Source organism: Bacteroides sp. AM54-2NS (genome assembly GCF_003602935.1).
Taxonomy (GTDB): Bacteria; Bacteroidota; Bacteroidia; order Bacteroidales; family Bacteroidaceae; genus Bacteroides; species Bacteroides xylanisolvens.
In genome coordinates this window covers 1-20,546 of sequence record NZ_QTMZ01000057.1, presented here as the reverse complement: position 1 = coordinate 20,546, position 20,546 = coordinate 1, and the positions used below count along the sequence as shown (strand labels likewise).

Sequence of the window (20,546 nt, the reverse complement as noted above, 5' to 3'; positions counted from 1 at the left end):
CAGGCATAGATGTTTCGCCGGATTCTTCCGAACTTTGCACCCGTAATCAATAACAAGACATATAGTCATGAAAAAGACATCTACAGTACAATTGGTGCGCAATGCCACCTTGAAAATCAGGTATGCGGGACACACCATGCTAATTGACCCCGTTTTAGCCGACAAAGGCACTTTGATATCGGCCCTCGGTGTGAATAAAACACCGAGGGTACACCTCACCATCCTATTCAGGATATTATCGGAGGCGTGGACATGGTGCTCCTGACCCACAATCACATCGACCATTACGAGCCGAGTGTCCCCACACATTTGCCCAAAGAAATTCCTTTCTACGTTCAGCCCCAGGACGCGGACGCCATCAGAAACGACGGATTTACAAATGTGATACCCATCGAAGAAATAAAAACAATAGACGGCATATCCATTTACCGCACGACCGGACATCATGGTTTCGGGCAGATCGGGCAGATGATGGGACCTGTATCAGGTTATGTGCTAAAAGCCGAGGGCTTCCCGACCGTTTATATAATGGGTGACTGCCGATGGGAAGCATGTATCCGAGACACCGTGGAACGGTTCAATCCTGACTATATCGTGGTAAACTCCGGAGGTGCAATCTTTCCCGAATTTTCCAAAACGGACGGTCCTATCATCCCCGACGAGAACGAAGTGATGCAGATACTTGACGAATTGCCTTCGCATATCAAGCTGATAGCCGTACACATGGATGCCATCGACCATTGCCAGACCACCCGTGCAATTCTGCGCAATGAGGCAACGCATCACGAAGCCGACATGAGCCGGCTGATTATCCCGGAGGACGGAGAAACAGTTGTGTTATGAGTGTCTGCATTAAATCCCTGATAAAAAACATGAACATAGTGGTAGGGTGCACTATAGGATGCCCTTACTGCTATGCCCGTAACAACTGCCGCCGTTTCCACATTACCGACGACTTTTCCGTGCCTGAATACATGGAACGAAAACTGCGCATCATCGATACGTCCCGTCCTCATGTGTGGCTCATGACAGGAATGAGCGATTTCTCCGATTGGAAGCCTGAATGGAACGCAGAAATTTTCGAGCGGATCAGCAGCAATCCCCAGCACGCCTATATCTTTCTGACGAAGCGCCCTGACAAAATCAGTTTCTCCTCTGACGACGAGAACGTATGGATGGGCGTGACCGTTACGCGCAGTTCCGAGAAAAGGAGGATTGATGATTTGAAAAAGAATATCAAAGCACGACACTACCATGTCACGTTTGAACCTCTCTTCGATGATATCGGCGAGATTGATTTCGAGGGAATTGACTGGATTGTCATAGGCACAGAGACCGGAAACCGAAAAGGAAAGTCATATTCGCGCCCCGAATGGGTGCTTAGCATTGCAGAACAGGCAAAGGCTCATGGCATACCGGTGTTCATGAAAGAGGATTTGCTGCCGATTATGGGCGACGAAAGAATGATTCAGGAATTGCCGGAACAATTTACCAGACGAATACAATGAATATGGATACAATAAAGGAAATAGATGTAAAGAGTGTAATGACCAAATCCTCTCTGCCGGTGGGAGGATATTCGGTCAACCCTTATGTAGGGTGTCCCCACGCCTGCAGGTATTGCTACGCATCGTTCATGAAACGGTTCACCGGGCACACCGAGCCGTGGGGTACGTTTTTAGATGTAAAAAACTGGAAGCCGATAACGAATCCTCATAAATACGACGGTGAACGTGTTGTAATAGGGTCTGTGACGGACGGTTACAATCCGTATGAAGAAGAATTCCACCGTACCCGAAGGCTGCTCGAAGAGCTGCGAGGAAGCGATGCCGAGATTATGATATGCACAAAGTCCGATCTTGTCCTTCGCGATCTCGACCTGTTGAAGAGTTTTCCCAAAGTGACTGTGTCATGGTCTGTCAATACGCTCGACGAGCAGTTCTGCGCAGATATGGACAACGCCGTAAGCATTGAACGCCGTCTGAAAGCGATGCGTCAGACATACGAGGCAGGTATCCGCACCGTATGCTTCGTCTCGCCCATATTCCCCAGAATAACAGACGTAAAGGCAATAATAGAGGAGGTAAAAGATTATGCTGATTTAATCTGGCTTGAAAACCTGAATTTACGCGGGCAGTTCAAAGGCGGGATAATGACGTATATCCGTGAGAAGTATCCTGACCTCATACCGCTTTACGAGGAAATTTACAATAAAAAAAGGCTTGAATACTGGCAGGCATTGGAGCAGGACATTTCAAATTACGCCAAGGAGCAGGGCTTCCCGTATCGTATAAACGATCTGCCATACGGACGCTCGGAAAAAGGCAAACCTGTCATCGTAAACTACTTCTACCACGAAAAAATACGATTGACAAAATGAGGCTATGCCGGACTGATGCAGAAAAGTTGTAGCGCGGATAAAAGCACCATGTATGTGGATAATATCCGGCAATCTTCCGAGCGTATGCGGGAGATGCTCAACACGCTGCTGGATTTCTTCCGTCTGGACAACGGCAAGGAGCAACCCAACCTTTCCCCTTGCAGGATTTCCGCAATCACGCATATTCTTGAAACGGAGTTCATGCCCATTGCCATGAACAAGGGGCTGACTTTGATAGTGGAGAGCCACACCGATGCGGTGGTTTTGACCGACAAGGAACGTATCCTGCAAATCGGCAACAACTTGTTGTCAAACGCCATCAAGTTCACGGATAACGGTAGTGTATCATTGGCAGCGGATTATGATAACGGTTTGCTGAAACTTATCGTTGAAGATACCGGTACGGGCATGACCGAAGATGAGCAACAACGAGTATTCGGTGCATTTGAACGTCTTTCAAATGCCGCCGCAAAAGACGGCTTCGGATTAGGCTTCCTGCAACCAGCCGTTATCCAACAGCCGGGTTAAATGCGTCCTCCCTATCTCGGCCGTCCCTTGCAGGACGACACAGCGGTCTTTCTCCTGGAGCTTTCTTAATTCCTCCAGTGAAGCCGCCATTTTCTCCGCCATTGTTGCCATAACCGTTTTTATTTAGATTCTGATTATTTTCGTGCAAATACTCGTTTTTAGACACGTGTAAATACTCGTTTTTAATTATGTGCATTTACTCGTATTTGTTGCAAAAATACAATATTTGTTCCGATAATCAGCTACTAATGAAGTCTTTTTTTACTTGTTGTATCGTCGAAACGGCCTTTCCCGTGAGCTTCGCCACGTTCCGGATCGAGTAGCCTTTCTTTAACAAGGCGATCGCTCCCGGTATTCCTCTTTCCTCTGTTCGGCCGTTTTCCGGCTTCCCGGCTTCCGTCCCAGCCTGCCCCCTTTCTGGATGTACAACTCCCGTCCGCTATTAAGGCGGTCGATGATCCCCTGGCGTTCGATCGCGGCCAGTTCCCCCAACAGGGTAGTGATCAGAGAGGACAAGGGGTTTACCGTCTTGTCCGGCCGTAACGTTTCCAGGTTCAGGTTTTGAATATACACGCATATTTTATGCGTGTGCAGCGTATCGAGTGACTTTAGGATCTCCAGGGTTGAACGCCCCAGGCGTGAGATCTCGGTCAGCAACAACATATCCACCCGGTTCTGCGGATCTGTGCAGTATTCCAGGCAACGGCTTAAAACCGGGCGTTCGATATTGGCCTTTCGTCCGCTTATCTTTTCCTCAAAGACCGCCGTCACCTCGTACCCCCGTCCGGCTGCGAACCTCTCCAGATCGACAACCTGCCGTTCGGTCGATTGCCTGGCCGACTGCGAGCTTACACGTGAATAAATAACCACATTCATCCCTTTTGCTTTTGTTCTTCCTTATCTATTGTTTTAATCACCTTATCCACCTCTTTCAAGGAGGCATTATTTCCGGATCTATCCAAAAAAGAAATTCGCTAATTAACCTATAATTACTATCTTTGCATTGTAATGCTTGGTAAAGCCTCTGTTATCAAAACACGTAACCAAGTCAAGGATATACCCGTTCATCAAGAACGGGTTTTTCTTTTGCGACAGCCCATTCATAAGACAAAGGATATTATAACAGGTCAGTAATCACAGCCGCCGGAATATCCAGCTTTGAGAAAGCGAACATCTTTTTCCCCAGATCCTTTAACGAGGCTCCGATATGGTACACGTCCGTTTCATCAACGATCAGGAAACGGTCGTGACTGTCCCGGTACGTCCTGATGTCGATAGGTGGGTACTGGCTGTTATGCCTGTCAAGATCAAGTTGGAGTTGCTGCGTGATACGCTGGGTGTAAATGGTGGCCGAGACACCGACGCTGCGTTTACTCAACATGAGCAAGACCGTTTCGTCCACATAGTTGTCGATAAGCACGATCGAACGCCTGGCCGACTTTACCAGATCGGTAGCGAACTTGTACGCATCGAAAATCTGGCCGTTATAAAAAATGCCTTCGACCGGGGGCAAGGCAGTACGCACAAAAAAATCTATCTTCTCGGTATGTTGAGCGACAGTCCTTTCAAGTTCTGACAAACGTTTATTAATGGAATACCCTTTTAAAAGATAGTCCTTTAAAACCTTATTCGCCCATTGCCTAAATAAAATACCTCTTTTACTATTGACACGAAACCCAATGGATATGATCGCATCCAAATTGTAATAAGTCAGATTGCGCATCACTTGCCGTTTGCCTTCCTGTCGAACTGTTCGGAAATCCCGAACAGTTGAACTTTCCTCTAATTCTTTCTGATCATATATGTTTTTTATATGCTCGCTTATATTTGCTTTGCTGGATTGAAAAAGATCCACAATTTGCGCCTGTGTCAGCCAAACGGTTTCATCTTCCAGCCTCACTTCCAACTTGACCGCTTCATCCGGCTGGTATAATATGATTTCTCCCTGTTCCATTACTTATTTACCTTTTCTTAATTCATCAAGCCTCTGCATCGCACCGCTGAACTTCTCACTAAACATCATATCATCGGGCAAAACAAACCAGGTGGGAATACCTCTCGACTGTGGATTACCTATACATTCATCTTGCCCGTTCTGTTTGCGGTAATCGTCCCATTCACTATAAGCGATGTTCCAACGAATACCTAATTTATAGGTATTTTCCCATTTAATAATAGCCAGTGAATAGGCCGGATCATCTTTGCCGTCATAAATCACTTCTACAACTTCAACCATCCCTTTAGGGGAATTTATAAACTTCGGATTTTTATACGAATAAGTGCTCATGTCTTTTATTTTTTATTTATAGCACACAAAGATACTCAAAAACAAATATATACATATATACATACGTATGATTAACGTATAAAAACATTTATGGTTATTCTAATCTTTGATTAATTCCGGTACAGAAACAAAACGTACCGAAAGGTGGAAACCGGATTTATTTCGGTACGCTTCCCCGATCGGCACAAAAAACACGCAAAAAACGAAAAATACTACTTTTAGTATTTTAGTATATTAGTTTTTGACTATATTTGCGGACATGACAACCATTTAAAAAACTGAATTTATGAGCAAAGCAAAAGTAATCTCCGTATTGAATCACAAAGGGGGAGTAGGAAAGACTACAACCACGATCAACCTGGGCGGCGCGTTACGTCAAAAAGGGTACAAGGTTCTTTTGATCGACCTTGACGGACAAGCCAACCTGACCGAATCGCTGGGCTTCTCCGCGGAGCTTCCCCAAACGATCTACGGTGCGATGAAAGGCGAATACGACCTGCCGATCTACGAGCATAAGGGCGGTCTTAGCGTCGTTCCCTCCTGCCTGGATCTCTCGGCCGTTGAAACGGAGTTAATCAACGAGGCCGGGCGGGAACTTATCTTAGCCCACCTTATCAAGGGCCAAAAGGAAAAATTCGATTATATCCTGATCGACTGCCCCCCCTCGCTGTCGCTGCTCACGCTTAACGCACTGACGGCCTCGGATCGGTTGATTATCCCGGTTCAGGCTCAATTCCTGGCAATGCGTGGAATGGCCAAACTTATGCAGGTCGTCCACAAGGTGCAGCAACGTTTGAACTCGGATCTTTCGATAGCCGGGGTTCTGATAACCCAGTACGACGGAAGAAAGAACCTGAACAAGAGCGTTTCGGAACTGGTACAGGAAACATTCCAGGGCAAAGTGTTCAGCACCCATATACGCAACGCCATTACGCTGGCCGAAGCCCCGACACAAGGGCAGGATATTTTTCACTATGCCCCCAAATCTGCCGGGGCAGAGGACTACGAAAAGGTATGTAACGAACTGCTAACAGAAATAAAGTAACCATATGGCAAAGAAGAACGATTTAAAAAACAGTATGTCGGCCGGGCTGACCGGGGGATTAGACAGCCTGATCCAATCCACGGCCGGGCAAAAAGAGGCTCAAAAGCCGAAGAAAGCGAAAACCGTGCATTGTAATTTTGTCATGGACGAAACCTATCACCAGAACTTAAAGCTGATCGCGATCCGCAAAGGCGATTCGCTAAAATCGGTATTGCAAGAGGCTATATCTGACTACTTGGATAAAAACAGTTCCCTGCTATAACAGCGTATCGGGAATATACAGGGCAAACACTCCACAAAAGAAATTCTCCAGGAAAAAGGTACGCAAAAAGCACCCCTACACATCAAAAAGTATATTGAAAATGCGATTCCCTATAAAGAACCCGTTGGCGGGATTAATCTTGCGTATGTTTAACCTGCCAACGGGTACGATATTGATAAACTTTTTGTTTAAGGTTTAACGTTTACGTTGCTATTTGCATCAACCCATTCTGTTGTCTCTGCATTAAACTGGATCGGATTCAACACAGCCTCTCCCTGATCAGTATAACCACCACCGAAAATCAACGTGTAGATATGACGCTTGCCCGCTACCCATGTATCTCCGAACGGAACATAAATTGTTCCGTAACTATCTGCTGAACCCAACAGATAACCTCCGGACTGCTGGATTTTGCAGGTGATCGACAGGTAACATTGATGCGCACCGTCGGCTTTTATCTTGGTATTGGTGGCTTCTTCGGAAACTTTCCATGCTGTCAGCTTCTGTGGTATATTCAGCATAGGAGTTTTTTCGGAAATATCGGTAGCTGTGGTATTACTATTGACCTCGATGGATTTGCCTTGCACTACGGTAATAAAACCTCCTCCTGTAGAGCTTTCAGGCCAATCACCCACAGCCCAACTTCCCGTTCCATCGGCTGTCGCAGGCAATGTGTAGACGCCGCCCATTTTTACATTAAAAATCTTGATGTCCTTTATATTCACCTGCATGTTATCGTATTCGGTCTTTGCTTTGAATACGACCTGTGACAGAATATGCTTGAAGTTAAATTTCACTACTCCGTTGTTCTTGTCTTTTGTCTGGCCTTTGGCTATGGCATACATCACGTCGTAGTTTTCATGAGCATTGATACCAGATCCATACTCATCGGAGCAGGAATAAGTTATCTTTTGAGTATCCTTGGTGGCTTCCCACATATAACTCCACTGCATGGCTTCATCAACCGTTCCGGGATTGAACGCGTAAAAGTCCAAAGGCTCGGTAGGCCAATAACGAAGATCGCCCGCATTTTTATAATCCCACTTATTATCTTTGTACACGATATTCACTCCGTCATGTCCAAATTCCGTGTCGACCTTTCCCATGAAGGCAGTACCATCCGCCGTAAAAGCGAACACGTCGAAATCGGTGTTCTTCAAGTTGGTGTTGGTAGTAGGGGTAGCCCTCGTTTCCGCCGCATTACTTAACACGTTAAAACCAATCGCATTTCGTGAGGAGGTTTCCACATTCGCAATCTCCTCGTCTGAGCAACCCATGAGTAGTGCTCCAAAGATTGCCCAAAGCATTACTGTACTTTTTTTCATAAATAAAAATAAATTAAATTGATACATATAATTAATAAACTCGATTACTTAATAGTTGACATAGCGTTTACCCGGCATCCAATCCGCACTGAAAACTCAAATATCCGTTTATAACACTATATCCACATTCACATCATCCCAATCATCAACGTCCACATCAAATCCCGCACCGTCACTTCCCGGCTCGAATGGTACCTCATAATCAAAATTCAACACCAGATGCACATCACCGACATGCCCCGCTACCGGGACATCATGCACTTGGTCGCTCACGTCCTGTTCCAATACAGACATGCTGCCGGAACGGTTCTTGAGATACAGCCGGAAAACATTGGGCTCTCCTTCAAGTGCGGAATGTCCAAACGTATAGAATCCGCCTATAATCTGATTCCGTGAAACCATTCCATCAAAGAGCAGGCTCTCCGAAAGACCGGCGGGCAAACTGTCGCCGGACATGTTAAGCGAGCCGGACATGCCGGAAAGAGCGGCCCGCAAATCCGCCACCCTATCCAGTCCCCGAAGACCGTTCACCTCATACGTGTAGTGACATACCATGTTTACGGGAGTTAGCCGTACTATCTCCGCGCTTCCTCCCGGAATGTCCTTGAGGATAACTCCGTCTATATGGTCGCCACACAGCCAGGGTGGGGTGACAGCCATTGTCCGGTTATCCGGTGACCGAACATCACGCGTATCGGCAGTAAAAAGCGTGTAACTGCCGTTTCCTTTCCAAACCATCCCGTCGGTATCGTAGTTGAAGCAAATTACCCGGTAATCATTCTCGGGGAGCTCCACTTCCCCCCCCTCTCCTCCGGGGAAATCAAATATCCACGTGTTGCTTTCATCATCGGTCGGATAAAATACGACCTCATGCCTTCAGGCTTGTCATGATTGGAAATCTTGGTCCAGTCGAATATTACCCGCACCGTGGCAAAGTGCGGATGATCGTAACATAAATCCTTATGCTCACAAGCCGTCAGTCCTATCCATAAAAATATGAACACCAGACTAAAGCGTATCCGTATCACTGCCTGCCTCCTTTCTTCCGGCTATAATTCCCCCGCCCGATCAACCACACCAAAGAGATACCCGCCTTGGTCGGGCCGAACCAGCGGCGGTTTTTAGTGGTCTGCCATACATAGTGACCGTCCAAAGGGATGTACTCCTTGTACGATCCTCCAAGGTAGCCGATTCCCAACGTGAAATCCACATTGAACCGATGTCCCACAGGTAACGAGTAGCCGTAAGCCACGCCTCCCCCGTAACTCCATTTATCCCCCAAGTAACCTTTCCCACCCAATTCGAAATCATAGGTGACGATCTGCCCGTACAATCCGACATGATGCCCGGAAAACGGTTTTTCCACCGCTCTCCGACCGAACCAGCGGCGCAACTCCACATCTCCCCCATAGATACGCCAATAATTATGCTTCCGATCACTTTTCCACCAGGCATACATCCAATTCCCGGCCACAGACCAGTTCTTCCCCAAACAGAACTCAACCCCGATGTCAGGTATCAAAACAGCGTCATAAAGCAAGTTTGTTTTCACCGCCATGCAAAACGGCCGTTTCTTTACCGGAGCTATGACGGTAACGGTATCACGGATGCACAACGTATCACGTGTATGTATATATACCGTATCTCTGACGGGATTTATCGGATCACTATCATAGCATATTTTCACCATCGACGAACGAAGTTCGGAAAATGGAATTTATACAAATATGAGTATGGCCTCCCCCCCTTTCAGTCTTTTCAGTTCTCCCCCCCAATAAGGGCTGTCCTGGTTTTCCAAACGTACGATCTTCTCCAACAAACGAGGACATCCTCCCTCTCCGGAACATTCACATCCGCTCTCACCATCGTTATAAGTCCGTTCCAGTCACTTCCCGAAAAATGAAAATCCTTCTCCAATACCGGAATCTTTATATAAGGTGATATATACCGCCACAAAACCTCTGCTCGTTTTTCAGACAGCCTTCCATTCAACAGCCCCCCTCCTTCCGGGGAAGCTCCTCCTATTATTTGAATTTTCCTGATAAGACGGACGGAGTCGTTCAATGCGGAACAGATTTTAGCAAACCGCTCCATCTCGTTCCCATTGTCAAGTAAACATGTATCTATATTTACCTTTCCTTGATGAAAATAGATCCTTACCGAATCACGCTTCTCCTGAGCGGATATTTCTCCGCTTATACTCAACACGAGCACGAACAATACACATTTAATATAAAAAAAACATCTTTTCGTCATTTAATCATTTGTTAATATGACAATCCAAACCCAGGCTTTTACACCCCCTGAATTTCAACCGCTAAAGATATGCACTTATAAACCAACCTCCAAAGCAAAAAACAAGTATTTTAAACTTATAAATACTTAAAAAGACAACCACACAACAGCTACAACACTTACCACAGCAGCCAATCACGCTTACACAACAATTAAAAACACTTAACATCATAAAGAAAAGTACTTAAACATACAAAAAAAAAAAAAAAAACAGTTATTTTTGCAGGAAACATTATACTTAATAACACTTAAAACAATAAAACACATGAAAATCAGCACAAAAGCCGCTACTTTTCTAAGTTCAATAAAAACTCAAACTTACGACAAAAAAGAAAGAGAAATGATAATAACGTATCAACAAAAACGTGTCTTTCATCTATCCCTGCTCATGCTGGCCTTATGCGCACCCATATACATATATTCAGTTCCATTTCCTAATGAACAGTTTTATTATATTAACAGCGTATTATTCCTGTTTATCATTATGTGCACTCTCGCTTATTTTAAAAAGAGAGTAAATCTGACCACGACCTTTTCCATTATACTGATAGCCATACATATCGAGATTTTTATCGAAATAATTTATTGCTCAATATGTAGCGGATATGAATATAGTTATCAAAGAGCATTGATAATGAGTAACATTAGTATCTCTCTCTTATTTACCATGCTTTCCATCTGTGCCTATATGAGTAATATCTCCATCCTATTGTCCTCCCTTACCATAGCTTCCTATACAATCTGCACACTTATCACCGACGAACCGTTCCTATACAGTTATCTGCCTTTGATCATCATCATATACACCATGATCCCCTTATTAGGAAGATCCTTACACAGTAATATCAGCAGCTTGCTAAAAAGTAGCAACTTGCTAAAAGAGGAAGAGGAAATGCTTTTGAAACGTCTCCAAATGAAAAAGGAAGAACTATTCGCGTTCGCCGAGTTGTTAAGCGAGAATAACCCGGAAGAAAAGACAAGCTCCCTGTTAAGCATAATAGGGGAACAATCCAAAGAAAATCTTTTTACAGCCCTTGCCGCATACCAGAAAAAGGAAAAAAGTAAACTTGATACAATCAGGAGAATATATCCCAATTTATCCCCGTCCGAATTAAACATCTGCCGTTTAATACTGCAAGACAAGACCGTCAGCCAAATATGCGAATTATTACATCGGAGTAGCGGAAACATAACCAGCCAACGAGCGAACATACGTGCCAAACTCGGACTGAAAAAAAGCGACAATTTAAAAGAAGCATTACAAGAACGCATGAGGCTGTATGAAGAAGAACACCGGCAAGAGGACTTTTCAGCCATGCGTTAGGGATTGCAGAGTAAAGCCCACAGCCTTTAGGCGAGGACTTGCAACGGAAAGCCTGACCGTCCCACAGGAACGCCCAAAAGAAAAAGAATCCCCCGAACATTCATCCGGGGGACATCCAAGCCGTCACATCAATTATAATACAGATTCAGATCATCCGTGCCAATCTCCTTTCCGTCCCGGAAAACAAGGCGTAAATCAATCCTCTCTCTGTTTTCATTGCCACAAAGATAGACATACCGGCCAACATACGCATCATACTTATCAATCAGTTCTAACGGTATGACCGGCATGGGAAAAGGATACACCTATATTGCATATAGCGGAAAATTTGTAAGATTACCCTGTACTTTATAAGGCAACATAGAAAATCTCTCCGCATGCAATTCCGGTCTTTTTCCCAGTAATGCTGTCAACGAATTGGCCCGGACATTCCCTTCGGCCTTCACTTCTATCGGCACCATTTGGGCATTACGTTGAATAACAAAATCCAACTCAAGACGCGAATTGTCTGTGTTATGGTAATAAATCGGTGACACGCCCTTACTTTTCATCTGCTGCAATACATACTGTTCAGTCATTCCTCCCTTGTATTCCTTAAATATGTCGTTTTTAATCAAGACTTGGGCCGGATCTGTCTTGACCATAGCACCCATAAGCCCCAAATCAACCATATAGAGTTTGAAAGCCGACAGGTCTTCATAAATATCAAGCGGAAGCTCCGGTTTGGTACATCGAGGCACTTTATACAACAACCCGGCATTTACAAGCCATTGAATGGCCATCTCAAAATCATTGGCTCTGGCACCTTTTCGCAAAGCTCCGTAAATGAATTTCTTGTTTTCTTTAAATAATTGGGAAGGAATGCTGTTCCATACCATTCGGACACGCGGAACCTGTTCTTTGGGCGCATGTTTTGAGAAGTCAAGATCATAGCCTTGCAAAATCTCCGACTGTATTCTTCTGACTTCCAGCAAGGAATCCGTTTCTACATATTTGAGTACAACTTCCGGCATACCACCTACATAATAATATTGCCGAAGGAGATCCGTATATTTGTCATGCAGGAGGCTTATCGTTTCAAAATCCCCACTCATAAGCAATTTACAAGCTTCTTCTTCTCCCTTGGCGACAAGAAACTCTTCAAAGTTCATAGGAAATATATTGATGACATTTACCTTCCCTACGGGATAAGACACATCCTGATGAAGGGATATCCCCAAAAGTGAACCTGCCACAGCTATATGATACTCCGGAACCTCCTCTTTAAAATACTTCAAAGATTCCAGTGCTTCCGGGATATCTTGTATCTCATCAAGGATAATAAGCGTATCACCCGGAGTAATGTCAACGGAAGTCATCGCACGCAGCCCCCGTAAAATTCTGTCAACATTGAAATCCTGAGAAAAAAGCTGGCGTGCAAGGTTATTCTTACGGCATACCACATAAGCCTCTTTTTTGTATTCAAGTTTGGCAAACTCATGGAGCAGCCATGTTTTCCCAACTTGTCGGGCACCATTTAAAATCAGAGGTTTTCTATCCTCACGGTTTTTCCATTCTATAAGTTGTTGCAAAACAAATCTTTTCATCTACAAACAGCATTTTTATACATGTAAAAACAGCGTATAATACATTTATCCGCACTTATTTAAAGCACAAATATACTAAAATAAACAGATAATAGAAGCAATCTTATACATTTTTCCGCACTTTAATCAACTCCAATGGAAAGCAGTAGCCAATTTAGGATTGCCTTCTCCACGCTCGATGGCCACCAGCGTATTGATGCCCACGCCCGCCAGTTCGGAGAAGTTCCAGCTGATTGACCTTCAAACTCTTCCTGCACTCTTTAATCATCTTTCCTAGCTCTTTCATATTCACAACACATTGTGATTTTAGTCAGTTTTCATCCTAGTTCAAAGAAAAAAACAGCCGATAAAGCAACTATAATCATTGTATTCATATAGATTAACATCATATATTCAAGTTAATCTATATATTTACATGGATTATTTGTATATTTGCAAAAAAGGAACAACCATGTGGAATGAAATGAGCAATCCAGCTGTGCTGATGAGAATCGGCCAGCGCATCAAAGAGACACGTATCAGGCAGCATATCACGCAGGAAGAACTGGCAACGGCTTCCGGTGTAAGCCCCTTGACCGTTGCGAACATCGAGAAGGGCAAATCGGTATCGCTGCTGTTGTTCATCAGCGTACTCCGCTCGCTCGGCCTGCTGGAGAACCTGGAGCAACTGGTACCGGAAATCCGGGTCAGCCCGATAGAGCTCAAAAAACTGCAAGGAAAGAAACGCTACCGTGTACGCCATTTAAAACAAGATAACCATGAATGATTTGATAGTAGATGTAAAGCTATGGGGAGAAAGCGTAGGCTCTCTCTATTGGGAAAAGGAAAGCAATGCCGCCTTGTTCGACTATGAACGGAAGTTCATCCGCTCCGGTCTTGACATTTCTCCCATCATCATGCCCATCAGCCAGTACAGGAACACCCCCTACCGGTTCCTTGAAAACCGTACCGACTGTTTCAAGGGGTTGCCCGGCCTGTTTGCCGATTCACTGCCGGACACTTTCGGAAACCAGATCATCAATGAATGGTTTGCCAGCAAGGGATTGTCCGGAGAAGAGATTACCCCTTTAGACAGGCTTTGCTATGTAGGCAAACGTGGCATGGGCGCACTGGAGTTTGAGCCGTCCTCGCCAATCAACGGCATGAACGAATCATCAGTGCTCCATATCGAGGAACTGACTGAGCTTGCCAAATCCGTATTCACGGACAGAATGGCTTTTCAGGTCCAACTGCGCCAGGAAGGAAGAAACATTCTGGATATACTGAAAGTGGGAACATCTGCCGGAGGTGCCAAGCCCAAGGCCATCATCGCCTACAACGATATTACCGGAGAGGTACGCTCCGGACAGGTAAAAGCTCCTGAAGGATTCGGGTATTGGCTGTTGAAATTTGATGGCGGCAAATACAGCGAACACACGCAGATAACGGACAATCCACAAGGAATAGGAAATATCGAATATGCCTATCACCGGATGGCAAAAGCCTGCGGTATCGATATGATGGAATGCCGGTTACTTCAGGAAAAAGAGTCATATCACTTTATGACACGACGTTTTGACCGTATGGAAGACGGAGAGAAGATCCATGTACAGACATTGGCCGGGCTTGCCCACTATGACCGTGACCAACGCCATTCATACGAAGAGATATTCCGTATCATGCGGCAGATGAACCTCCCTTATCCAGAGCAGGAGGAACTATACCGAAGAATGGTGTTCAACGTCATGAGCCGGAACCATGACGACCATAGCAAGAACTTATCTTTCCTGATGGATAGACAAGGGAAGTGGAAACTGGCCCCAGCATACGACCTCTGCTACTCATACACACCGGGCGGCAAATGGACGAACCGCCACCAGCTGTCACTCAACGGCAAACAAGACAATTTCACGATGGAAGATCTGCAAAAGGTAGGTGAGAACATGGGTATCCGGAAACACAAACAGATTATCGAAGAGATACAGGAAACCGTATCGCATTGGCATGAGACTGCCAAGGATTGCGGGGTCAAGCCGGAACACGCCGATTTTATCGGAGAAAACCTGCTCTTGTTCGGCAAGCAACTGCATACGATCCATATGCCGGACATTGCCAACGAACAAGAGCAGGCTTTCATGAAGGCTATGCGAAATGATGACTTCAATACCATTCTGAAACTGAAGATGAGAGGATATCAGCCATCGGAGAACACACTGAAAAGCCTCCAGCCGGATGTATCCGCCACCACCTTCATCGCTGCCGCCAAAATCTTCCAAATGGAAGGGATGCTAAAAAGCCTTCAGGACATAAAACCCGCGCAAAGCCCGATTACAGGCGGCAATAAACGTAGCATGGAATTGGGGGATTAGCACACAAACTACATCGCGCACAATTCAATATAACAGTAAATATATTAATTGTTATATATCATATTTTGATTTAACAATTAATATATTTACCTTTGTAAAATGACAACGAATCACATCACCCAAGCCATGGCCAATCCGGAAATCATAGTGGAACTGGGCAGACGATTTAAGGAATACAGGCTAACCTATAGGCTCACCCAAAAAGAGGCTGCCGAGAAAGCCGGTGTCAGCCTTATCACCTTACGCCAGTTTGAGAACGGGAAGGCCTATAACATCAATATGGGCAACTTTCTTGCCCTGTTACGAGTAGTGGACTGTCTGGAACAGATGGATGATCTGATGCCGGAAATACCTGTTTCAGCCTATACAATGGAACGAATAATGAATAAAAAGCCGAAAAGGATAAGACATGGAAAATAATGTTGTGAGTGTTATGTTATGGGGAGAAGAAGTCGGAAAGCTCTATTGGGACGAAAGAAACAAAAGAGCCGTCTTCAACTATCATCCGGATTTCATCAAGAAAGGAGTGGAAATCGCCCCACTGACCGCTTCTGTCAAAGGACCGGCGGCAAAGGGTATGCCCATACTCGGAAACAAAGAAAAGACTTATCAAGGTCTCCCACCGTTTTTGGCAGATTCATTGCCTGATCGGTGGGGTAACATGGTCTTCGACCAATGGGCGGCACAAAACCATATCCCCAAGCGCAAACTCACACCGGTAGATAAACTGTCTTTCATCGGGAAACGGGGAATGGGAGCCTTTGAGTTCATCCCGGCCACTCCTGGATTGGAATCCTCTTCCACTCTCCAGATAGAGAGTTTATACCAACTGGCACGCCGTATCTTTGAGGAACGGGAGGAAATATCCGTGCAAGATGACGAAGCACTGCAACTGCAAAGTATCTATGAGATAGGTACATCAGCCGGAGGGCAGCACCCGAAAGCCATCATCGCCATCAATGAAACGACACATGATATACGTTCCGGCCAAGTCCCTTTACCGGAGGGCTATACCTACTACATATTGAAGTTTGCAGAAGGGGACGATTTTCCGTTCACGCAAATGGAAATGGTATATTATGAGATGGCAAAGGAAGCCGGGATTACGATGATGCCTTCCCGACTCATTCAAATTGAGGGAAAACATCACTTCCTGACGGAGCGTTACGATAGGATAAACGGAGAGAAGATACATACACAGACACTTGCTGCCATGAATCCGGATGCAACGAGCTATGAGGATTTGTTTGAAGTCTGCCGAAAACTGAACATCCCGGCAAGCGAACAGTCCGAACTCTACCGTAGGACGGTATTCAATATCATGGGCGGCAATGTGGATGACCACATCAAGAATTTCTCTTTCCTGATGGAAAGAAACGGCACATGGCACATCACCCCAGCCTACGACATGACATTCACCACCAATTTGGACGGTGCGGCATACGAAAACGCACACTCCATGAGCATTGCAGGAAAAGATAACGACATCACGGAAGATGACCTGATGCAATTTGCCAAACAGAACGGAATAAAGAATGCGAAAAGGATAATCGAAGAAGTCAGCCTTGCCATCAGCCATTTTTACGATTATGCCACCAATCATCAAATCGATGACTATTGGAAAGACCGCATCGAAGAGCATCTTTCCGGTTTGGTATCTCCGATCATAGGGAAAACCATGAAACACTACCTGCCCACCATTGTCGAACCCTACGAGACAGAGGATGGCTTTTTGGTATCAGAAATCAACATCATCGAAAACACCCGGCATGATTTCCGTATCGAGGCCTTCATAAACGGAAAGCGACAGAAATACATTGCCGGGCGTAAAAGCGATTTGGCTGCTGAAGTCATTGCCAAAGGCAGAAACAAGATGCCCGTTGAGAACAAGAAAGAACTTGTGGAACGGTTGTTACTGCCTTTAGCTAGAAGATAAAAACAGACGAATAGCGACACTATTACATTAATAAAAAGTCTGTTCTTGTTCGGCAAGCAACTGCATACGATCCAAATCCGGACATTGCCAACGAACAAGAGGAGGCTTTCATGAAGGCTATGCGAAATGATGACTTCAATACCATTCTGGAACTGAAGATGAGAGGATATCAGCCATCGGAGAACACACTGAAAAGCCTCCAGCCGGATATATCCTCCACCACCTTCATCGCTGCTGTCAAAATCTTCCAAATGGAAGGGGTACTAAAAAGCCTTCAGGACATAAAGTCTGCGCAAAGCCCGATTACAAGCGGTAATAAACGTAACATGGAGCAAACAAATTTACTATTCAATTTTCAGTTTTTTTCTATTTCTATACTACTGTACGCCATAAAATAACGAAGAAACTTATTCCTATATCAATTCATAATCAATAACATACAATTCACCAAGAATATTAGGGAATGCTACAGTATCATATATCACCTGCCCTACTCCATTAAAATTACCCGGAGATATTACAGATGCTACAACACCATGATAAGCTGTGGGAGAAAAAGAAAGATCTGCTAATCCATTTATCCCAATAACATTTTTCTGTACACCAGCATTATTAACATTACAAAAAATTGCATAATGAATAGTTTGATGTAAATTTACAGCAGCATTAGGAAGATGCACAAAATATAATATATCTCCATTATTACATTTAGCTAAATCATGATAGGTATTTATTTTTTGTATCATACTTTCTAAAGAAGCTCCAAAAGGATTAACTGAAATTCTTTTTCCTGTTGCCTGTTCTATAATTCCTCTAACTAAATTAGCACACCCTCCACCATTTGTAGGTAAATTAACATTCAAATTCTGAGTATTAGTAATAAATTGTGTAATCAATTGTCTATCATTTATACTTATAGCCATATATTATAACTCATGTTCTCCTACTCTCTCAAAGGCTTTTCGGAACCTGCCTATAAAAACTGTCTCTGTAAGCTTACCCCACAAATCTACCCTATAATCCCCAAACCGCTATCATCCCTTTTCTGAATGCCATGGAATTTTTTCCGAATACATAAGTTAGAAGATGAAAAAAGATTGTATTCAAAGTTTTGGTTCTTTTTTGAAAAAAGAACCGCTGGCCAAAAATCCAACGGTTACTTTACTTTCGGAAAAATATGCAATGAAGTTTATAGGCCGAATGAGGAACGCAGCTTCTTCATGGCATTCTCCACATCAAAGAAAGACACATCCATAAGATCTTCTCCCCATGCTTCCGGAAAGTCAAGAATGGAACGTCCGTTATTAAGAACCGCATCACGGATGGCTTTCATCACATTCTGCCGAGTCGGTTCCAGCTTGAAGAAAAGGCAATGCCTGACTGCCATTGTAAGGGTATCATCATCTATAAAGAAACGGATGGTGACGGTCATGTGTACCTGCGTCCGTTTCTCCAGTTTCTTCTTTTTAGTTTCCAGTTTGGCCAACCGGGAAACATAGAATGAAGGGATATGTTTCCCGGATTCAACGCAAGTCTTCATCGCTTCATGTATTTCAGCGATGCCGTCACGTATATCCGTCAAGTCGGTGCAGTTGGATGCAACCGTATAAGCCGATAACTTTTTCATCTCAAAAGCCGTTTTTATATGGCAAAAGCCCTGTTTGTGAAACTTATAATATATGAATCTCCTTATCACCTACCTTCTCGTCCGATACGACCAATACCTCGTACTTCATCCTCTTGTAATTATAGACTACGGCAAGCGTATTAAAGCCACCGTTATCATACCGCCTGTCATAAACGGTATGTACATACTCATACATCGCATTCCCCATCATGAACTTTACGGAAACATCCGTAAAGTAAAATGCCACCGCATAAGCCAGCGTTTTCTTTTTATCAACCTTTTTTGTTTTCATAACCATTTGTCCTTTATTGTTTTCTGATAAAATATTCAATGGCCGAATGAACCAATATATAATGTGTGGGTGTCTGCCTGCACTGTTCCGCATAAGGATTATAGAACTGGAGAGCCAGCGCATGGTATAATTCCGGCAATTCCCGCTTGATTCTCGCCGTAAGCAGCCGATAGGAGCATTTTCTACCGTACTTCATCAGCTCACGCCATTTGTCCTGTGTTATTTCCGTGCAATTCGTCTCGTAAACCATAACTTCCGTTTTTAAGTTCAATATTCCGGTTGGAAAGCGGAAAGGGGTTGTTCCCTCTCCGTTTATTCTCTAATCAATTCAGGCAAGCTTTTACCGTTATACCGGTTTTCAGTCCTTTATCCAGCTGCACGGTCAACCCACGAACATTCACCTCTTGAATTTGAGAAAGAAGCACATAACCCCATTCCCATTCTTGAATATGGCAATAACCGAAAAAAAGCCAGTCACCGTCTTCCTGCTGTTCGGCTTCCGTTACCAACCATACCACCGAAGAAAAAGGAAGGAAAAACCTTGCGATGACTTCCGCATTAAGCCCCTGCCCCTCTTTTGAGTACAAAGGGTTGGCTTCAAACACATTCTTTAGTTGTTCCGTCACTGTAATCATATGTCACATTTTTAAAGGGTTAAACTTCTAATTTTATGCTTCAGCTAGATTTAAAGACCTTTTTTTAAAACCCCTTTCCGGGATGACCTTTTCTTTCTGCCGACTTTTTTTTTGAGCTTTCATGCCCCATCTGAGTTTATAAGCCTTTTTTTTACGGCACACAACAAGAAGGAAGGAGGGATTGAGAAAAGTTTTGGACGACAAAAAATGTTGGGGACAGCGAAGCCGTCCGGCGTTATTTTTTCGGTACAAAGGGCGAAGACCGGAACTCTTTCGTATCCATCCACCGAAATAAATTTGCCGTTCAAAAACAAAGGCTCTCAGACGGGGCTATGAAAAAACGTACATTAGGGGAGGCAGAAAACAAGGAAAAGGGCAGTACGGAAATAAAAGAAGAATAAAATCCAACATTATTCACATTGATATATAATAGCCAAGTATTTCGCCATATCAATATAAATCCAACTATAATCAAAATCAAACAGTTATCTAATTTATTGGTTATTAAACATATAATACGCCAAAACATTTATTTTGGAGAATATAATATTAATTAAACAAAAAAATGTAAGCATTCGATAAACTCCCCCTTTCATTCTAAAAATGTGATATTACTTTTGTAATCAAAGTAAAAAAGCTCAATTGTTATGTCACATCAATGGACCATGGAAGATTT

The 20,546-nt window shown here is 44.1% G+C and carries 19 protein-coding genes and 6 pseudogenes; 12 read left to right on the top strand and 13 right to left on the bottom strand.

Going from position 1 to position 20,546, the window contains the following annotated elements:
* The first annotated feature begins 67 nt into the window (after positions 1-67).
* From DXA05_RS22765 to DXA05_RS22750, 4 genes and pseudogenes are all read left to right on the top strand, one after another.
* A pseudogene (locus DXA05_RS22765) lies at positions 68-843 on the top strand (MBL fold metallo-hydrolase).
* Positions 840-1,508: a radical SAM mobile pair protein A gene (locus DXA05_RS22760; protein ID WP_004329299.1), complete on the top strand. Its 669-nt coding sequence runs from the start codon at positions 840-842 to the stop codon at positions 1,506-1,508. Before DXA05_RS22765 ends, DXA05_RS22760 begins: the two are co-directional and overlap by 4 nt.
* Complete coding sequence (locus DXA05_RS22755; RefSeq protein WP_004329298.1) at positions 1,505-2,380, top strand: radical SAM mobile pair protein B; 876 nt, start codon at positions 1,505-1,507, stop codon at positions 2,378-2,380. Before DXA05_RS22760 ends, DXA05_RS22755 begins: the two co-directional genes overlap by 4 nt.
* Positions 2,381-2,872, top strand: a pseudogene (locus DXA05_RS22750) (HAMP domain-containing sensor histidine kinase); the annotation flags it as partial.
* 274 nt (positions 2,873-3,146) lie between these two features.
* Here DXA05_RS22750 and DXA05_RS22745 read toward each other — a convergent pair.
* From DXA05_RS22745 to DXA05_RS22735, 3 genes and pseudogenes are all read right to left on the bottom strand, one after another.
* Positions 3,147-3,784, bottom strand: a pseudogene (locus DXA05_RS22745) (recombinase family protein).
* 241 nt (positions 3,785-4,025) lie between these two features.
* On the bottom strand, positions 4,026-4,862 hold the full coding sequence (rhuM, locus tag DXA05_RS22740) for a RhuM family protein (RefSeq protein WP_007564633.1): 837 nt from the start codon (positions 4,860-4,862) through the stop codon (positions 4,026-4,028).
* Between the two features lie 3 nt (positions 4,863-4,865).
* Positions 4,866-5,195 carry a hypothetical protein gene (locus tag DXA05_RS22735; protein ID WP_007564632.1) on the bottom strand — a complete coding sequence of 110 codons (330 nt, stop codon included), beginning with the start codon at positions 5,193-5,195 and terminating at the stop codon, positions 4,866-4,868.
* 286 nt (positions 5,196-5,481) lie between these two features.
* On the opposite strand from DXA05_RS22735, the gene DXA05_RS22730 reads away from it, so the two are divergent.
* Entirely contained in the window at positions 5,482-6,240 is a 759-nt protein-coding gene (locus DXA05_RS22730; protein ID WP_128859656.1) for a ParA family protein, read from the top strand.
* Positions 6,241-6,244: 4 nt separating this feature from the next.
* Complete coding sequence (locus DXA05_RS22725) at positions 6,245-6,502, top strand: hypothetical protein (RefSeq protein ID WP_005648607.1); 258 nt, start codon at positions 6,245-6,247, stop codon at positions 6,500-6,502.
* 188 nt (positions 6,503-6,690) lie between these two features.
* Here DXA05_RS22725 and DXA05_RS22720 read toward each other — a convergent pair whose 3' ends face one another.
* From DXA05_RS22720 to DXA05_RS22710, 3 genes and pseudogenes are all read right to left on the bottom strand, one after another.
* Positions 6,691-7,827 carry a fimbrillin family protein gene (locus tag DXA05_RS22720; protein WP_181993396.1) on the bottom strand — a complete coding sequence of 379 codons (1,137 nt, stop codon included), beginning with the start codon at positions 7,825-7,827 and terminating at the stop codon, positions 6,691-6,693.
* Positions 7,828-7,935: 108 nt separating this feature from the next.
* Positions 7,936-8,855: pseudogene (locus DXA05_RS22715) on the bottom strand (DUF5119 domain-containing protein).
* A pseudogene (locus DXA05_RS22710) lies at positions 8,852-10,083 on the bottom strand (DUF3575 domain-containing protein). Before DXA05_RS22710 ends, DXA05_RS22715 begins: the two co-directional pseudogenes overlap by 4 nt.
* A 304-nt stretch (positions 10,084-10,387) precedes the next feature.
* Here DXA05_RS22710 and DXA05_RS22705 point away from each other — a divergent pair.
* Positions 10,388-11,446: a LuxR C-terminal-related transcriptional regulator gene (locus DXA05_RS22705; RefSeq protein WP_007564609.1), complete on the top strand. Its 1,059-nt coding sequence runs from the start codon at positions 10,388-10,390 to the stop codon at positions 11,444-11,446.
* A 305-nt stretch (positions 11,447-11,751) separates the two neighbouring features.
* Here DXA05_RS22705 and DXA05_RS22700 read toward each other — a convergent pair whose 3' ends face one another.
* A complete protein-coding gene (locus DXA05_RS22700; RefSeq protein ID WP_005868811.1) occupies positions 11,752-13,032 on the bottom strand; it encodes an ATP-binding protein in 1,281 nt (426 codons plus the stop codon).
* Positions 13,033-13,158: 126 nt separating this feature from the next.
* Positions 13,159-13,318, bottom strand: a pseudogene (locus DXA05_RS22695) (helix-turn-helix transcriptional regulator).
* 129 nt (positions 13,319-13,447) lie between these two features.
* Between DXA05_RS22695 and DXA05_RS22690 the strand changes: the two are divergent.
* The 5 genes from DXA05_RS22690 (at position 13,448) to DXA05_RS22670 (ending at position 17,714) form a co-directional block, all read left to right on the top strand.
* Positions 13,448-13,798 carry a helix-turn-helix domain-containing protein gene (locus DXA05_RS22690; RefSeq protein WP_005868812.1) on the top strand — a complete coding sequence of 117 codons (351 nt, stop codon included), beginning with the start codon at positions 13,448-13,450 and terminating at the stop codon, positions 13,796-13,798.
* Complete coding sequence (locus tag DXA05_RS22685; protein ID WP_005868813.1) at positions 13,791-15,380, top strand: type II toxin-antitoxin system HipA family toxin; 1,590 nt, start codon at positions 13,791-13,793, stop codon at positions 15,378-15,380. Before DXA05_RS22690 ends, DXA05_RS22685 begins: the two co-directional genes overlap by 8 nt.
* Before the next feature lie 99 nt (positions 15,381-15,479).
* Positions 15,480-15,800 carry a helix-turn-helix transcriptional regulator gene (locus DXA05_RS22680; protein ID WP_005868815.1) on the top strand — a complete coding sequence of 107 codons (321 nt, stop codon included), beginning with the start codon at positions 15,480-15,482 and terminating at the stop codon, positions 15,798-15,800.
* Positions 15,790-17,316, top strand: coding sequence for a type II toxin-antitoxin system HipA family toxin (locus tag DXA05_RS22675; RefSeq protein ID WP_005868817.1), 1,527 nt, complete (start codon positions 15,790-15,792; stop codon positions 17,314-17,316). The genes DXA05_RS22680 and DXA05_RS22675 overlap by 11 nt, the downstream gene beginning before the upstream one ends.
* Positions 17,317-17,426: 110 nt before the next feature.
* On the top strand, positions 17,427-17,714 hold the full coding sequence (locus DXA05_RS22670; RefSeq protein WP_007569214.1) for a hypothetical protein: 288 nt from the start codon (positions 17,427-17,429) through the stop codon (positions 17,712-17,714).
* A gap of 15 nt (positions 17,715-17,729) precedes the next feature.
* Here DXA05_RS22670 and DXA05_RS22665 read toward each other — a convergent pair whose 3' ends face one another.
* The 5 genes from DXA05_RS22665 to DXA05_RS22645 form a co-directional block, all read right to left on the bottom strand.
* Positions 17,730-18,239 (bottom strand): hypothetical protein, encoded by a 510-nt coding sequence (locus tag DXA05_RS22665; RefSeq protein WP_007569216.1) that lies wholly within the window; start codon positions 18,237-18,239, stop codon positions 17,730-17,732.
* 266 nt (positions 18,240-18,505) lie between these two features.
* Positions 18,506-18,943: a hypothetical protein gene (locus tag DXA05_RS22660; RefSeq protein WP_005868821.1), complete on the bottom strand. Its 438-nt coding sequence runs from the start codon at positions 18,941-18,943 to the stop codon at positions 18,506-18,508.
* A 43-nt stretch (positions 18,944-18,986) separates the two neighbouring features.
* Positions 18,987-19,235: a hypothetical protein gene (locus DXA05_RS22655; protein ID WP_005868823.1), complete on the bottom strand. Its 249-nt coding sequence runs from the start codon at positions 19,233-19,235 to the stop codon at positions 18,987-18,989.
* A 13-nt stretch (positions 19,236-19,248) separates the two neighbouring features.
* A complete protein-coding gene (locus DXA05_RS22650; RefSeq protein ID WP_005868824.1) occupies positions 19,249-19,485 on the bottom strand; it encodes a hypothetical protein in 237 nt (78 codons plus the stop codon).
* 73 nt (positions 19,486-19,558) lie between these two features.
* Positions 19,559-19,870 carry a DUF2958 domain-containing protein gene (locus DXA05_RS22645; RefSeq protein ID WP_005868826.1) on the bottom strand — a complete coding sequence of 104 codons (312 nt, stop codon included), beginning with the start codon at positions 19,868-19,870 and terminating at the stop codon, positions 19,559-19,561.
* Between the last annotated feature and the right edge of the window lie 676 nt (positions 19,871-20,546).

Coding starts and splice junctions, on each gene's coding strand:
- DXA05_RS22760 (WP_004329299.1), top strand. CDS start 840: ATGAGTGTCTGCATTAAATCCCTGATAAAAAACATGAACATAGTGGTA.
- DXA05_RS22755 (WP_004329298.1), top strand. CDS start 1,505: ATGAATATGGATACAATAAAGGAAATAGATGTAAAGAGTGTAATGACC.
- rhuM (WP_007564633.1), bottom strand. CDS start 4,862: ATGGAACAGGGAGAAATCATATTATACCAGCCGGATGAAGCGGTCAAG.
- DXA05_RS22735 (WP_007564632.1), bottom strand. CDS start 5,195: ATGAGCACTTATTCGTATAAAAATCCGAAGTTTATAAATTCCCCTAAA.
- DXA05_RS22730 (WP_128859656.1), top strand. CDS start 5,482: ATGAGCAAAGCAAAAGTAATCTCCGTATTGAATCACAAAGGGGGAGTA.
- DXA05_RS22725 (WP_005648607.1), top strand. CDS start 6,245: ATGGCAAAGAAGAACGATTTAAAAAACAGTATGTCGGCCGGGCTGACC.
- DXA05_RS22720 (WP_181993396.1), bottom strand. CDS start 7,827: ATGAAAAAAAGTACAGTAATGCTTTGGGCAATCTTTGGAGCACTACTC.
- DXA05_RS22705 (WP_007564609.1), top strand. CDS start 10,388: ATGAAAATCAGCACAAAAGCCGCTACTTTTCTAAGTTCAATAAAAACT.
- DXA05_RS22700 (WP_005868811.1), bottom strand. CDS start 13,032: ATGAAAAGATTTGTTTTGCAACAACTTATAGAATGGAAAAACCGTGAG.
- DXA05_RS22690 (WP_005868812.1), top strand. CDS start 13,448: ATGGATTATTTGTATATTTGCAAAAAAGGAACAACCATGTGGAATGAA.
- DXA05_RS22685 (WP_005868813.1), top strand. CDS start 13,791: ATGAATGATTTGATAGTAGATGTAAAGCTATGGGGAGAAAGCGTAGGC.
- DXA05_RS22680 (WP_005868815.1), top strand. CDS start 15,480: ATGACAACGAATCACATCACCCAAGCCATGGCCAATCCGGAAATCATA.
- DXA05_RS22675 (WP_005868817.1), top strand. CDS start 15,790: ATGGAAAATAATGTTGTGAGTGTTATGTTATGGGGAGAAGAAGTCGGA.
- DXA05_RS22670 (WP_007569214.1), top strand. CDS start 17,427: ATGAAGGCTATGCGAAATGATGACTTCAATACCATTCTGGAACTGAAG.
- DXA05_RS22665 (WP_007569216.1), bottom strand. CDS start 18,239: ATGGCTATAAGTATAAATGATAGACAATTGATTACACAATTTATTACT.
- DXA05_RS22660 (WP_005868821.1), bottom strand. CDS start 18,943: ATGAAAAAGTTATCGGCTTATACGGTTGCATCCAACTGCACCGACTTG.
- DXA05_RS22655 (WP_005868823.1), bottom strand. CDS start 19,235: ATGAAAACAAAAAAGGTTGATAAAAAGAAAACGCTGGCTTATGCGGTG.
- DXA05_RS22650 (WP_005868824.1), bottom strand. CDS start 19,485: ATGGTTTACGAGACGAATTGCACGGAAATAACACAGGACAAATGGCGT.
- DXA05_RS22645 (WP_005868826.1), bottom strand. CDS start 19,870: ATGATTACAGTGACGGAACAACTAAAGAATGTGTTTGAAGCCAACCCT.